Genomic DNA, 13,797 nt, shown 5'->3' on the forward strand with positions numbered 1-13,797 from the left:
AAATGTCTTAAAAAGTATCATCAGCTTTGTCAATGTCTTAACTTAATGACATTGCATCTAAGGACTCTCCTTTTTATTCTCTATAAAGTGATGTCACCACTAGCGATTAATTCATCACATTTGGTTGGTTCAAATGCTGCCCCAACCTTGAAGCTATCCGGCACAACCATAATGCCACGCTTTTGCGGAGCATGTTTCAAGCCAAGTTCACGAGCTGAACAAATCATTCCATATGAATCAACGCCACGAAGTTTATCAGGCCAAATTTCTTGACCATTCGGCATTAACGTACCAGGAAGAGCGACAACAACTTTTTGACCTTGAGCAATGTTAGGGGCACCACACACAATTTTATGTTCCTCACCATTGCCAACATCAACCATCGTTACGTGTAAATGATCTGAATCTGGATGCTTCTCACAAGTCTTAACATAGCCGTAAACCAAGGTTGGTTTACCATAAGAAAGTTTCTCATTAAAGCCAACATCAGCTAATTTTTTATTTAATGCCGTGAGTTGGTCATCAGAAAGTTTTACTGGTCCATTCGGCAACTTATCGTAATCGATAATTTTATCGACATTGAAAAAATTGAAACCAATTACTTTACCTTTACTATCAGTAACCTTGGTTACGTCATCTTTTTCTTCAAACTCGCTCTTACCTTTGTCTTGATCCAAAACGACGATTAAAGTATTGGGATAGCTACGTTTATTAATACTAGTGATCATTTAAAATTAATTCCCCTCTATTTAGTCAACTGACCGTAAAAAGTCTTCGACTTCTTTTTTAGTTTTACGATCCTTATTAACTAGTCTACCAATTTCTTTGCCATCTTGGTAGACAACAAATGAAGGAATTCCCATAATATTTAACTTTTTAGCCAAGTCGATCGAACCATCACGATCAATATTATAAAATTTTGCTTTTGGAAAATCTTTTTCAATTTCTGGCATGAATGGATCTAAGAAACGGCAATCTGGGCACCAGCTAGCTGAAAATTCAAGTATAACTCGACCATTCTTGGTAATTTCATTTAATTTATTTTGATCTAATTCTTTAACTTTTTCCATTTGTAACACCTCATCATTTTCTTACTTTTAGTAAGTATTATAAATTAAAATAGTACTTTTGCAAATTATTTTGCTTTGAAACTCGCATAAAGTGCATAAATTGGATTGCCCTTAGCCGCAAATTTTTGCTCATATTCAGTTTCAATATTTTTCTGTTTAATCTTCACTTTTTCATGATGCAAATCAACCGACACAAAATCAAAATGCATACCAAAGTTATTCATACTCTTAACTGAATAAGCAAACAAACCTGAATTATCTGTCTTAAATTCAATATGTCCGTTTGGGGTAAGCACTTCCTGATACTTACTTAAAAATGCTTTATAAGTGAGTCGACGCTTCTCATGACGGGTTTTAGGCCACGGATCACTAAAATTCAAATAAATAATATTGGTACTATTAGGTGCAAAAAAGCGATTAATATCTGCTGCATCTCCACGCAAAATTTGCAAATTATCCAAATGTTTTTCTAATTTGGTTCTTAAAATAATTCCTGCAGCCGTAGTTTGTAATTCTATAGCCACAAAATTTCTTTCTGGATGTTGTGCAGCTAAGGTGGTAATAAATCTTCCTTTCCCAGAACCTACTTCAATTTCTAATGGCTGTGAAAAGTCCGCAAAACGTTTATCCCAATTTATTTTTTTAGCGGGATCCGGATTTTGTAATACACTTTCCGGATGTTCATTAACAAGCTTAATTGCCCATGGTTTATTTCTTAGTCTCATTTTTAATTCTTCTTAGTCTTATAAGGTAGGTAAATTAATGTTACTAATAATGTGAATACTAACAAAAGTGCGATTGCTTCAAGTAGGTGTAAATCAATTGGTAAAAAGAGTAACCAGAAAACACCGATAAGAAGCCATTGTATGAGCAAACCTGAAGTTAAGACTTTAACTAAATCTTGCCCACGATTTTTACGGACAATTGGGTAAACCCGGTACATAATATTAGAATCAAATTCATTGACCATCGGCAATAATTGATAAACTGTTAAGAAGATAACTAGGGCAGACATGCCTAATGCCCAAGCCCAACTTTGTACAAGCCAAGAAACAAGGATAGCAAAGACAGTCATCCTCACAAGCAAGTTCAAATTCTCCGGATTACGCAGAAGTGATCTACGATATAAAAATTTATTTGGATTTTCTTTAGCTAAAGATTTGGGCAACAAGAAATCAAGGTATTTTCTACGCTTGATGTTAACCTGCTTTTCTTCAACATCTGTAAACATACTAAATAATGCATAAACCTGGTTCTTTCGTGCCTGCTCCTTGTTAACCGCATAACGCCAGTCAAACATTTGATTTTTCCTAGCAATAAAGTAACCGACCATACTAAGTACTACGCCTACACCAACAATAATTATGAGCGGATAGTACATACCAAAAGAAAGCACTAATAAAGTAAGCAAATTTATCAACCAATTAGAAATTTTATTGCCAAAAAGCAAATTTTTCTTTTCAATTTCTAGCTGGGTAAATTTAAATAAAAAGGTAATAATTACGGATAAACCATAATTTAATGGGCTAATACCGGCTTTAACCGTAGCAAATGGAAATAAAATCCCAGCAACTAGTAACAAGAGAATTGTAGGTAATATTAAACTATAAGCCAACATTGGTTTTAAATAGTCATCCATCTGTTCATCTTGGGTAAATAGAAATTGTAAATCGGCTTTTTTAACCAAGGTTACCAAGTGACCTGCCAATAGTGGCAACCACAAAATTGCTCCCACTATTGATTTATAAAACCATAGATTAGCCGGCATTGTTTTCATGCTCTGTGCGTACCAAAACATGAGTGCACCAAACATAAAAATCAAGGCTATGATAAAGAAATCATTGAAAACCAGCATTAAATATTTTAGCGATTGTTTAAAATTTATGCTTAACCTTTTTTTCGCTAATTCATTCATTTTGTTGCTCCTGATTTAAAATTTGGTACAACTTATCAAACGTATCAGTCGGCTTCAAACCATAATGTGTCCTAATTTCTTGCAGACTGCCCACAATTTCAATCGTGCCATTGTTCAATACCGCATACTCAGAAACAGCTTGTTGTGCTTCCGCTAACACGTGAGTAGTCATCAAAACCATTTTATTTTTTGCAGTTGCCTCCTTAATCAAACTAATCAAATTAGCAACAGCTAAAGGATCAAGACCAGTAAAGGGTTCATCGATTACAAGCAAACTTGTGTCAGCCAAAAAAGCAGACACGATCATTACTTTTTGTTGCATCCCTTTTGAAAAGTGAATCGGCAGCCAGTCTAACTTATCATCCAACCGGAACATTTTAAGTAATTCATGTGCACGAGGCCATGCTTCACCTTCATCTAAGTCGTAACTAAGCATGGTCAGTTCTAAGTGCTCTTTTAGGGTTAATTCTGAATACAAAACTGGAGTCTCAGGAATATATGCAACCTGCCGTTTAAACGCTGTCGGCTGCTGCGTTAAGACCACATCATTTAAGCTGATTTCCCCTTTTTGTGGGCGTAATAAACCCAAAATATGTTTAATGGTAGTAGACTTACCTGCCCCATTTAAGCCAATAAGACCTAAGGCTTCACCAGTTTTAATTTCTAAGTTAATATCTTTAATTACTGGGACTCCCGTGTAGCCGCCAGTTAAATGTTCAATTTTAAGAGCCATTTTACCTATCTTTCTCTACTGAATTTACACATTTTCTATGATAGCATGAATACTATAGGAAACTAAAGTTACATAAATACGAGGCACAATAATGAGTGATTTAATAAAAGATTGTTTATTCTGTAAAATTATTCGTGGCGATGTTCCAAGCTACACCGTCTTTGAAAACGATGATGTAAAAGCTTTTTTGGATATTTCCCAAGTTAACCCTGGACATACTTTAATGGTACCCAAAAAACACATCACCAACTTCTTTGATTATACAGCTGAAGATGCACGAAGATACCTACAATATATACCTGCAATCGCCAATGCAGTTAAAAAATTTGATCCTAAAATTACGGGGATGAACATTACCGCCAACAATGGTAAGAGTGCTAACCAGGTTGTAATGCATTCACACATTCACTTTATCCCCAGATTTGAGGGGGATGGCCTTAAAATGAAGACCCGTAACAATGCTGATAAATATACGGAAGATGATTACAAGAGAATAGCTGAGAAAATTAGGGAACAATTCTAAGGAGAAAAGATGAATAAATTTGCTTTAGGTCTTGTTGTGGGAAGTGCAGCCGGTTTTGTTTTTTCATTATTTAAAGATGAAAATGGCAACCGCGTGGGTAAACCTCTTAAACGAGAATACGATGGTTTTAAACACGATGCGACTGATTTTAAGCACAGCATTCAAAGTTTCAAAAATTCTAGTAATAAATTAAACGAGAGCCTGCCCACAGCTCAGAGAGCGGTCAGCGATATTGGTGACGAAGTTAATCATTACCAAACCAGAAGCAATAAGATCTTAAAAAATATGAAAAAGCAATCTGACCAATTAAATCAACATCTAGGTAATGATACTAAGAAAAATTAAAGAATGTTTGATTTTTCTATGAAAATTTGAGTTTTGAAAAACATAAAAGTCAAATTATGTTATATTAGTTGTCAGTTACTTAAGTTTATTAAGGATGTGGAGAATTTATTTTATGAAGAAATATATTAAAAAAGTAGCTGCAGTTATCGCTGTAGCTGGTATCGCATTATCAGCTACAGCCTGTTCTAATGGTGGTAAACCCGTTGCTTCATACAAAGGCGGTAAAATCAGCCAAGAACAATACTACAATGAAATGAAGAAGTCACAAGCTGGTCAAACTACTTTGGCTAATATGATCATTAACCATGTATTAGATCAACAATATGGCAAGAAAGTTTCAGATAAAAAAGTTAATCAACAATTTAACAATTATAAGAAACAATATGGTTCACAGTTTAGTGCCGTTCTTCAACAAAATGGCATGACCCAATCAAGCTTTAAGCAAAACTTGAAGACAACCCTTCTTTCTGAAGCAGCTTTGAAAGATATCAAGAAAGTTTCAAAGAGCCAAGAAAAGAAAGCTTGGAAGACTTACCAACCAAAGGTAACCGTTCAACATATCTTAGTATCTAAGAAATCTACTGCTGAAGATATTATCAGTCAATTAAAGAATGGTAAGAGTTTCAGTAGCTTAGCTAAGAAAGATTCACTTGATACTGCAACCAAGAATAAGGGTGGCAAGCTTCCTGCATTTGATTCAACCGATACTACTTTAGACCCAGCATTCAAGAAAGCCGCATTTAAGCTTAAGAATGGTCAAGTTACTAGTACCCCAGTTAAATCACAATCTGGTTATCATGTAATTAAGATGATCAACCATCCAGCTAAGGGTTCATTTGCCTCACACAAGTCAGCCATTGATGATCAAATTTACAAGTCAATGTCTCAAGATCAACAAACCATGAGAAGTGTTATTGCTACTGTTTTGAAGCGTGCAGATGTTTCAATTAAAGATAATGATTTGAAGAACGTATTATCATCATATGTTTCAAATTCTGAGTCTGGTTCCGCTTCTGGTTTAGGCAATTAACTAAAGCTGTTACTACAAAGTAAAAAAGAGAGAAATTTTAAAACTTCTCTCTTTTTTTATGCTATATATTATTTTTTATTCTAAGGGCTTAGATTTATCGAGCGCCTCGTCTTTTTTAGGACGATAATATCGCTTATTATCCTCACCCATTAATGGATCGGTAAAGGTACCAGGCTTAGTGTGTTGTAAAGCATTCGTAACGGCATAGACGGTGGCATCCAAATCATCGATTCGGTGTAATATTTCTGCTTCAAGCAATGCAGGTAACTTAGGTGACCCATATTCATATTTACCATGATGAGATAAAACCATGTGTCTTAATAAAAGCAAATCTTCGGACTCTGTATCAATTTTCAAATTTTGAGCAGCCATCATAATTTGTTCATCAATTAAAACCAAATGACCGATCAAGTTCCCTTCCGTAGTATATTGTGTGGCTGCGGGACCAGTTAATTCCAAAACCTTGCCCATATCATGCAAAATACAACCGGCATATAGAAGTGAACGGTCAACTTGCGAATAATTATCAGCTATTCCTTTAGCATCTCTAAGCATTGACAAAGTATGGTAAGCTAGACCACCTCGTACCGCATGGTGGTTACTTTTCCCTGCTGGATAATCAAAGAAACGTTTGCCCCACTTTTTAAGCAAGTACCGGACTATTCTATTCCAAGTCGGATTCAAGATATCAAAGATATATTTATTAATCCCTTCTTTCATATCTTTAATTTTTTCGGGAGCCGATTTAATAAATTGATTTAAGTCATAACCCTCTTGAGGACCAACAAACCGCAAACTATAAATTTTTATCTGTGGACGTCCATGATATTCTTCACGCTTACCATTCAATTCAACAATCGTTCCCGTATTAAACGTAGCCGCATCCTGATTATTGGCATCCCAATAATTACCCCTAATCTCACCAGAACTATCACCAAATATTAAAGCTAAATAAAGTTTATCGTTTTTAGTATGACGAAGTTGAGAATTTTTAATTAACACAACTATTTCTAATTCTTCACCATCGTTATAATCTAGTAAACGTTTAAACATTTTGGTTTCCTTTCGTAAAAGTCAGTGGCTTTACTTGTAATTTATCAACTAAACTACTTTGAGCCGTAAAAATTAAGACCTGATTATACTTAGAGATCTTTTTTAACAATTGATCAATCAATCCCACACGCTTGTCATCAAAATTAACAAACGAGTCATCAATCAAAATTGGCAAATTAATTTGCTTTCTTACTTGTCCAACAAAGGCCAATTTCAAAGCGAAGTATAATTGCTCTGCAGTTCCGCGTGAGAGATACTTAACTGCCCGTTCTTTACCGTCAAAACGAGTAACTGTAATCTTCTTATCAATTTGAATGTCCGTATAACGCCCAGAAGTTAAAAGTTGTAAGTATTCTTTAGCAGATTTCAGCATCTTGGGAAAACGCTCATTAGAAGCTAAATCTAACGCTCTACCAACCCACTTAGAGGTAAAAAGATCGGCCAAATAATCTTTACTTACATTTTCAAATTGAGTTTCCGTATTAGCTAAATCCTGTTTAGCTTCAAACATAGCAGTTGAATCGGATAAATCATTCATTTGAACCTGAACTTCAGCAACTCGTTTCTGCAAGTCATCCACTGTCTCTTCCACAGAAGAGATTTTTTCGTCTAACTGCTTTTCCCTATCTTTAACGGTAGTCGGATTTTTACTTAAATCCTGCAACTCATCTAAATGATCTTCTAAACTGCTTTTTAATGCATCAATCTGTGTATCCAACTTAGCCTGATTTAAATACATTTGATATGAATCATTATATTCATCCATCGTTTTAACATTTGCTTGAGCAAGAAGCGTATTTAATTTTAATTCTAATTCTTTTAAATTTTGCTTAGTTTCAATTAAGTTACTCTTTAAATTTTCTCTTTGCTCAGCTCGTTGCCGCTTTTCATCTAATTCAGATTCAATCTCATTAATTGCATTAAGCAAATCAGTAAAATTATGATTAATTGATTTATTAAGTAGGTTCTCAATTACTCTTGCTAATCCTAACATATTAGAATTAATTTCTTTCATCTGCTTATCATTAGAATTTTTAGCAGTTTCTTTGGACCTATATTGGTTTAACTGGTTAAGAAGGTTAGTTAAATCAAGGTTGTCTGGATCTAAACCATACTTTTTCTTAAAATTGAGTAGGCGTTCTTTATCGGAATTAATTTGCTTGGTAAATAATTCCCGTTGCTTTTGCTCCGCTTTTTGTTTATAAAAACCGGCACAAAAAATAATAATTCCAACAATTAAAGCAATTAACCCTTGAGCGCCTGATGAAAACAGTAAAATTAATCCTAGAACAGAAAGCAATCCACCAGTCAATAATAAAATTTTGCCTAAATTATTATTATTGGCTTTTTTTGAACTCGCAGTTTCTTTAGGCAAGTTTTGATATTCCGCTCTTAAATCATTAATTTGGGTTGGATTAAGATTAATGACTTTCTGTAAATCTGGTGTTATCGCCAAAAGTTGCTTTTCTTCATCCTCAATTTGTTCTGCTCTTTGCATACAAGCTTTATATTCTGATTGCCACTGCAAAAGTTCAGATTTTTTTTGAACTACCCTTTTAGCATCTGCATCGCCAACACTTATTTCACTAAAATGTTTAATTTTTTGTTCTAATGAAGAGATGTTCTTCTGTAAATTCTGAATCTGACCAATAAGCATCTGTGCTTGTTGATAATTTTTACTATCAAAATTAATCGGCTTTTTCTTGTTCTCAAGCACTTCTAATTGCTTATAACTTTGCAATTCTTGTTGTAAAGTTGCTAGTTTGTTTTGCTTTTTCTGTAATTTAACTAATTCTGCATGTTTTTGCTTTAACTGTGCACCTTTATTCTGTAAGTCAGAACTAAATTCCTCGTATTTCTTAAATTGCAGCTCAACATCAGCTAAATTTGCACGCTTATCTTTTAATTCTTTTAATAATTGATTAAGCTCTGGCTTTTTACCAGTTTTCTTAAACAAGCGGCCAGCATCCTTAGCAAAATCATCGCGCACATCAAGCAATCTGTTGCTATCAGAAGCACCTAAATAATAAATTCTTTCAAGTAAATCCGCTTGATTTAAGCTATTTACCTGATTCAGCATTTCTTGATTAAAAATAAAACTGTCAGCATAAAAAGCACCGTCAATATTTTTAATCTGATCAAAAAATAAATTTTGGGGTACAGTTTGTCCATCTTTTTTTACGGTTAAAATACCAAGCTTGGTTTTATCTCCCTTTGCCCACAAACGTTCCAATTCATAATTGCTGCCTGTTGTATCTTCAAAAAATAAGGAGCCACCCATCGGGCTAACATGCGCTAGTGGCCTATAATCCTCAAAGAAAGGTGAAGAATTAGATCGTAAATAAAAGCCAAACATAATTTGTTTAACAAAAGCAACGACAGTACTCTTACCTGCTTCATTAGCACCAAAAAAGACATTTAATCTGCTACTTGGCAAATCAAAAGTTAAATTCGAGAATTGGCCGAAATTAACAATTTTAATTTTCTTCAGTTTCATCGTTAATTCCTTTCAACCTACTACTTAATTTAACTTCAGCTAATTCTTTTACTTCATTCTGAAAACGTGGATCTGAAACAAGTTTTTCTGCCAATGGATCTTTTCTCAACCAGTCCTTACTTATTTTCATAAAATTAGGCTGTGAAAATACCTCACTTTTTGCCTTTTCAAAAGACGTCTGATCATTAGGATCCAATTCTAACCGGTTATTACTTTCAAAACGTACGTCAACTAATTGGGAATTAAAATTAAGATTAGCTGAAATACTCTGCCAAAAATCTTTATCTTGAACAAGTTCACGCTCATCACCATCTAAATATTGGGCTCCAACTAGGTGAACACTAAAGTATGTAGTCTGATTAATATCACTTAGATTACCCAAAATCTTTGTTTGTAAATCTGTTTTGGTGACAGAACTATTTAATTCTACAGAAATTTCTTGCCATACGATCGGCCCGGTTTCCTTAAAAGTGATTGCGGTTTGTCCCGTTTGCTCATCAATTTGTCCTAAATAACATCCCTTAGGCCCCATTTCGTTAATGTGACGGCCTTGAATGTTCCCCGGGTAAACTATCCACGGGTCCTTAGATAAGCTCTGACGCAAGTGAATATGGCCTAATGCAAAGTAATCATAATCCAAGTCCTTCATTTCATTTACGTCAAATGGAGCATAAACATTCTGACTGGCTTGCGTTGTCTTTTCTTGAGCATGCATAAGTCCAAAAGTATAACTATCGCCCTTAGCTGGAAAAGCAGTTAATTTATCATCTACAATATGATTATTTAAGTATGAAAAGCCGTTTACAACGTATGAAAAGCCATTTTTGGTTTCAAAAGAAGCACTTTCAACCTTCTCACTTGCACCCAACAATTTAAAGTAGGGGCTAGGAGTAACTAATAAATCATCTAAATTCATATGATCATGGTTACCAAAAATCATGACAACTTGAATTTTAGCGTCAGTTAACCGCTTGATCTCTCGTGCAAAAAATAATTGGCTACGTGGACTCGGTTTATTATTATCAAAGGTATCACCTGCAATTAAAACCAAATCTACCTGTTCATCCAAGGCTAAATCAATAATTTTAGTAAGTGATTCATCAGCTGCTTGATAAATTTGTTTAAAAGTCTTAGATGGCAAAAAAGATAGCCCTCTAAACGGACTATCTAAATGCGCATCAGCAAAATGAATAAATTTCATTGTTAATTATCAGTTTCTAATATCATCATAGAGATCATTAATTGGCTTTGTAAAAGTCTTTTGAACATCGTCTACCGTCTTATATAGACCTTGTTCAGCCTTAAGGAGTTTAATGATACCGGCATCTTTTTGAACCTTCTCATTTAAATCCTTATAATCTTTTTGATCTTCTTTTGTTAAATCTTTTCCTGATCTTTGAGCATCAATAATTTTAGTTTGTAATTTGTCCATCTTTTTAAACAGAGCCAAACTATCTTTATTGTTCTTAACCCCAGCAACAGCTTCTTGTAAAGCTTTAAATTCGTTAGTTTTTTGTAAGTCAGAAGCTAATTGATTAGCTGAGTCATAAATATTTACCATAAAGAATAAATCCTCCTAAATTTAATCGCCCCAAAGGCCTTTAATATTATTATACCATTCATTAAATTTTTCACCGGCCGAACCGATACCTTTTTGAATTTCATCACCCAATCCATTGGTCCAATCAGAATTTGAACCGTTTTGGCTAATGATTTGTCCCGGTGCTTTTTCACTAAATTGCGTTTGTGCAGTATAAGGTAGAATACCTTCCATTTCTGCTTTATAAAGTCTCGTAATACCGGTCTCAGAAATTCCGTGCATGTAATGTTGCCTGTTGGTACGATCAAATCCAACCCAGGTAGCAAGCACAACGTCAGGCGTATAGCCGACGATCCATTGATCTTTAGTACCAAAACCATATGAATTAGGTACTTCCGTTGAACCGGTCTTGCCAGCTACACGGTAGCCACTTGGTTGAGCTGCCTGCCCAGTACCGCTCGTAAAGACCCCCAGCAGCATTGTAGTCATTTCTTTGGCAGTATTAGTAGAAATAATCCGGTGTGTACCAGGATTATTGTTTTCTGCCAATACGTTTCCACTAGCATCAGTAATTTTAGTAATAAAATATGAATTATTGGGCAAATTACCTTTGTTTGCAAAGGTAGAATAAGCACGGGCCATTTGTAACGGCGAAACACCGCTCGATAAACCACCTAAAGCCAAAGCCAAGTTTTGGTCGCTCTTAGGTACATTGATACCAAAATTGCGAACGGATTGGACACCTTTATTAACACCAATTTTATCCAGTAACCACACTGCCGGCACATTTTTACTTTGAGCTATTGCTTGGTACATTGGAATCTTATTAGAATACCCATTATCAACGTTATGTGGTTCATAACCATTTCTACCAAACTTTTGTAATCTATTAGAAAGTTCTGAATCAAAGTGATAACCTGCTTGAAGCGCAGGTGCATAAGTAGCTAATGGTTTGATGGATGAACCAGGTTGCCGTTTCATTTGGGTTGCACGGTTATAGCCACGGAAGACATGTTTGCCACGGCCGCCAACAATACCACGAACGGCACCAGTTGCAGGATCCATTGCAACACTAGCACCCTGTGTTTCTGTTCCATCCGCTGCAGTTGCTGGGAAAAGATTGCCTTGATCAAATTTTGATTGAAGCTGTTGTTGATAATGCGGATTCAGGCTTGTATAAATTTTAAGACCTTTATTCATTACGTCTTCTTCTTTTAAGCCATAACGATTGATTGCTTCATTAATAACTGCATCAAAGAAATAAGGGTAACGGTAACCATTTTTATTTTGAAAAGTATTATTTAAAGTTAAGCCGTGTTTTTGTGCTGCCTTCGCCTGACCATTAGTAATCTTACCGTTAGCAGCCATCAAACCTAAAACAGTATTTCGGCGCTGCAAAGCATTGGCCATATGGTCAATTGGATTATAATAACTAGGACTACGTAGCATGCCGGCAAGAGTAGCCCCTTCACCTAAAGTTACTTCATTTGCATTTTTACCAAAATATCTGCGGCTTGCATCTTGAACACCCCATACTCCGTTACCAAAATAGCCATTATTTAGGTACATGGTCAAAATATCTTTTTTAGAGTAAACGTGCGTAATTTCAATTGCAAAAAACAACTCTTCCAACTTACGAGAAAAAGTCTGTTGCTGGGTAAGTAAGGAATTTTTGGCTAATTGTTGCGTTATGGTTGAACCACCACCGGTAATTTGTCCATGATGAATCACCATACTCAAACCGGCACGAGCCATTCCCTTTACACTAAAGCCAGGATTCTTCCAAAACGTTCTATCTTCTGTAGAAATAACCGCATTTGTAATATTGGGAGAAATTTTGTCATATTCAACAAAAGAACCCTTTTGTGAATATAGAGATCCTGCTTTATTTCCTTTATAATCATAAATCGCAGTAGTTTTTGATAACGATGCCTTCAAATTAGAAATATTTGAAGTTTTAACTTTGATTGTATAATAAGAACAAATCAAAAGTGCTATGCTAAGCAAGATTAAAATGACCCAGCGTCCGATGTAAAAACGGTTGTCAAATCGGTGCCATACACCTTTTAAACCGTTTTTCTTTGGTTGGTTATTCTCCATTAAATCTGCTCCTTTTAAAAACAATTAAAATTGTAACACATTCACGAACGTATTTTTTTATTTGAAAAAGACTTAAGAAATATTTATGAGCTATTATTTTACACTTATTTATCCCAAAAATCAGAAAACAACAACGGTTAGCGACTTATTACGTAAACTTTTAATTCCACGTAAATGGCGCCATTATCTCAGAATCAATCATGAAATCAAAATTAATGACAAATACCATTATTTCAACCAATTGGTGTACCCAAATGATAGAATTTCAATCAAATTAAACTTTATTGAAACGCACCAGCATGAATATCCAGCTAGTGGACAGATGCCAGATGTTATTTACGAAAACAATGATTTACTCGTTATCAATAAACCTAGCGGACAAAAAACGCATCCAAACTTACACGAAACGGATACTGCACTCAACGATTGTACAACATACCTAGGAAAAAGTCCTTTTGTTGTCCACCGCTTAGATATGCTTACCAGTGGCTTATTATTAGTTGCTAAAAATCCGGCAGTGGTCCCCATTTTAAACAAGGAGTTAACAAACAAGACATTTCACCGCGATTACATAGCAAAAGTTAGCAATGGTCAAAAGCTTGAAAATGAAGGAGTTATCGATTTACCAATTGGCCGAGATCCAAGTGATAGACGTAAACGAATGGTGGTAAAGGATGGCTTAAAATCCATTACACATTATCAAGTATTGCATAGAAACCAAAATGGTACGGCAATTATCAAATTGATTTTAAAGACAGGACGGACTCACCAGATCAGAGTTCATTTATCTGCAAGTGGTTGTCCTATAGTTGGGGATCCACTTTATAATCAAAATTTTAAAAAAGGTGAAAAATTAGCTTTAATCGCCTACAAAATGTCTTTTATTAAACCATTTACTTTTCAACAAGTTAAGGTTAAATTACCGAAAGAAAAAATTAGAGTATGAAAAAAGCCCAGATTCCTGGGCTTTTTTATTAATAATCTGAATTAA

Annotated in this window: 14 protein-coding genes; 4 read left to right on the top strand and 10 right to left on the bottom strand. The window is 34.8% G+C overall.

Going from position 1 to position 13,797, the window contains the following annotated elements; translation table 11 throughout:
* Window positions 1–80 precede the first annotated feature (80 nt).
* The 5 genes from ytpR to FC77_RS03495 all read right to left on the bottom strand — a co-directional run bounded on the left by ytpR (window position 81) and on the right by FC77_RS03495 (window position 3,718).
* Entirely contained in the window at window positions 81–728 is a 648-nt protein-coding gene (gene ytpR / locus FC77_RS03475; protein WP_056970144.1) for a YtpR family tRNA-binding protein, read from the bottom strand.
* Between the two features lie 21 nt (window positions 729–749).
* On the bottom strand, window positions 750–1,070 hold the full coding sequence (locus FC77_RS03480; protein ID WP_056970145.1) for a thioredoxin family protein: 321 nt from the start codon (window positions 1,068–1,070) through the stop codon (window positions 750–752).
* A gap of 65 nt (window positions 1,071–1,135) precedes the next feature.
* Window positions 1,136–1,795 (bottom strand): tRNA (guanosine(46)-N7)-methyltransferase TrmB, encoded by a 660-nt coding sequence (trmB, locus tag FC77_RS03485; RefSeq protein WP_056970146.1) that lies wholly within the window; start codon window positions 1,793–1,795, stop codon window positions 1,136–1,138.
* A 2-nt stretch (window positions 1,796–1,797) separates the two neighbouring features.
* Window positions 1,798–2,985, bottom strand: coding sequence for an ABC transporter permease (locus tag FC77_RS03490; RefSeq protein WP_056970147.1), 1,188 nt, complete (start codon window positions 2,983–2,985; stop codon window positions 1,798–1,800).
* Window positions 2,978–3,718 carry an ABC transporter ATP-binding protein gene (locus FC77_RS03495; protein WP_056970148.1) on the bottom strand — a complete coding sequence of 247 codons (741 nt, stop codon included), beginning with the start codon at window positions 3,716–3,718 and terminating at the stop codon, window positions 2,978–2,980. Before FC77_RS03495 ends, FC77_RS03490 begins: the two co-directional genes overlap by 8 nt.
* A 91-nt stretch (window positions 3,719–3,809) precedes the next feature.
* Here FC77_RS03495 and FC77_RS03500 point away from each other — a divergent pair, with 91 nt between their 5' ends.
* The 3 genes from FC77_RS03500 (at window position 3,810) to FC77_RS03510 (ending at window position 5,616) form a co-directional block, all read left to right on the top strand.
* Entirely contained in the window at window positions 3,810–4,241 is a 432-nt protein-coding gene (locus FC77_RS03500) for an HIT family protein (RefSeq protein WP_056970149.1), read from the top strand.
* Window positions 4,242–4,250: 9 nt separating this feature from the next.
* On the top strand, window positions 4,251–4,586 hold the full coding sequence (locus FC77_RS03505) for a hypothetical protein (protein ID WP_056970150.1): 336 nt from the start codon (window positions 4,251–4,253) through the stop codon (window positions 4,584–4,586).
* 112 nt (window positions 4,587–4,698) lie between these two features.
* Window positions 4,699–5,616 carry a peptidylprolyl isomerase PrsA gene (locus FC77_RS03510; protein ID WP_056970151.1) on the top strand — a complete coding sequence of 306 codons (918 nt, stop codon included), beginning with the start codon at window positions 4,699–4,701 and terminating at the stop codon, window positions 5,614–5,616.
* 75 nt (window positions 5,617–5,691) lie between these two features.
* Here the strand turns inward: FC77_RS03510 and FC77_RS03515 are convergent, their stop codons facing one another.
* The 5 genes from FC77_RS03515 to FC77_RS03535 are packed head-to-tail and all read right to left on the bottom strand — an operon-like array spanning window position 5,692 to window position 12,806.
* Window positions 5,692–6,669: a 3'-5' exoribonuclease YhaM family protein gene (locus FC77_RS03515; RefSeq protein ID WP_056970152.1), complete on the bottom strand. Its 978-nt coding sequence runs from the start codon at window positions 6,667–6,669 to the stop codon at window positions 5,692–5,694.
* Window positions 6,662–9,166, bottom strand: coding sequence for an AAA family ATPase (locus FC77_RS03520; protein ID WP_056970153.1), 2,505 nt, complete (start codon window positions 9,164–9,166; stop codon window positions 6,662–6,664). Before FC77_RS03520 ends, FC77_RS03515 begins: the two co-directional genes overlap by 8 nt.
* Window positions 9,147–10,367: a metallophosphoesterase family protein gene (locus tag FC77_RS03525; protein ID WP_056970154.1), complete on the bottom strand. Its 1,221-nt coding sequence runs from the start codon at window positions 10,365–10,367 to the stop codon at window positions 9,147–9,149. Before FC77_RS03525 ends, FC77_RS03520 begins: the two co-directional genes overlap by 20 nt.
* A gap of 9 nt (window positions 10,368–10,376) precedes the next feature.
* Window positions 10,377–10,727: a YlbF/YmcA family competence regulator gene (locus FC77_RS03530; RefSeq protein WP_056970155.1), complete on the bottom strand. Its 351-nt coding sequence runs from the start codon at window positions 10,725–10,727 to the stop codon at window positions 10,377–10,379.
* 21 nt (window positions 10,728–10,748) lie between these two features.
* Window positions 10,749–12,806 carry a PBP1A family penicillin-binding protein gene (locus FC77_RS03535; RefSeq protein WP_056970156.1) on the bottom strand — a complete coding sequence of 686 codons (2,058 nt, stop codon included), beginning with the start codon at window positions 12,804–12,806 and terminating at the stop codon, window positions 10,749–10,751.
* A gap of 85 nt (window positions 12,807–12,891) precedes the next feature.
* On the opposite strand from FC77_RS03535, the gene FC77_RS03540 reads away from it, so the two are divergent.
* Window positions 12,892–13,752, top strand: a complete 861-nt coding sequence (locus tag FC77_RS03540; protein ID WP_056970157.1) for an RluA family pseudouridine synthase — start codon at window positions 12,892–12,894, stop codon at window positions 13,750–13,752.
* Window positions 13,753–13,797: the final 45 nt, after the last annotated feature.

The sequence above is a fragment of the Lactobacillus acetotolerans DSM 20749 = JCM 3825 genome, from assembly GCF_001436775.1.
Lineage (GTDB): Bacteria > Bacillota > Bacilli > Lactobacillales > Lactobacillaceae > Lactobacillus > Lactobacillus acetotolerans.

Excerpts from the sequence above, each read along its gene's own strand:
- ytpR (WP_056970144.1), bottom strand. The coding sequence starts at position 728 with ATGATCACTAGTATTAATAAACGTAGCTATCCCAATACTTTAATCGTC.
- FC77_RS03480 (WP_056970145.1), bottom strand. The coding sequence starts at position 1,070 with ATGGAAAAAGTTAAAGAATTAGATCAAAATAAATTAAATGAAATTACC.
- trmB (WP_056970146.1), bottom strand. The coding sequence starts at position 1,795 with ATGAGACTAAGAAATAAACCATGGGCAATTAAGCTTGTTAATGAACAT.
- FC77_RS03490 (WP_056970147.1), bottom strand. The coding sequence starts at position 2,985 with ATGAATGAATTAGCGAAAAAAAGGTTAAGCATAAATTTTAAACAATCG.
- FC77_RS03495 (WP_056970148.1), bottom strand. The coding sequence starts at position 3,718 with ATGGCTCTTAAAATTGAACATTTAACTGGCGGCTACACGGGAGTCCCA.
- FC77_RS03500 (WP_056970149.1), top strand. The coding sequence starts at position 3,810 with ATGAGTGATTTAATAAAAGATTGTTTATTCTGTAAAATTATTCGTGGC.
- FC77_RS03505 (WP_056970150.1), top strand. The coding sequence starts at position 4,251 with ATGAATAAATTTGCTTTAGGTCTTGTTGTGGGAAGTGCAGCCGGTTTT.
- FC77_RS03510 (WP_056970151.1), top strand. The coding sequence starts at position 4,699 with ATGAAGAAATATATTAAAAAAGTAGCTGCAGTTATCGCTGTAGCTGGT.
- FC77_RS03515 (WP_056970152.1), bottom strand. The coding sequence starts at position 6,669 with ATGTTTAAACGTTTACTAGATTATAACGATGGTGAAGAATTAGAAATA.
- FC77_RS03520 (WP_056970153.1), bottom strand. The coding sequence starts at position 9,166 with ATGAAACTGAAGAAAATTAAAATTGTTAATTTCGGCCAATTCTCGAAT.
- FC77_RS03525 (WP_056970154.1), bottom strand. The coding sequence starts at position 10,367 with ATGAAATTTATTCATTTTGCTGATGCGCATTTAGATAGTCCGTTTAGA.
- FC77_RS03530 (WP_056970155.1), bottom strand. The coding sequence starts at position 10,727 with ATGGTAAATATTTATGACTCAGCTAATCAATTAGCTTCTGACTTACAA.
- FC77_RS03535 (WP_056970156.1), bottom strand. The coding sequence starts at position 12,806 with ATGGAGAATAACCAACCAAAGAAAAACGGTTTAAAAGGTGTATGGCAC.
- FC77_RS03540 (WP_056970157.1), top strand. The coding sequence starts at position 12,892 with ATGAGCTATTATTTTACACTTATTTATCCCAAAAATCAGAAAACAACA.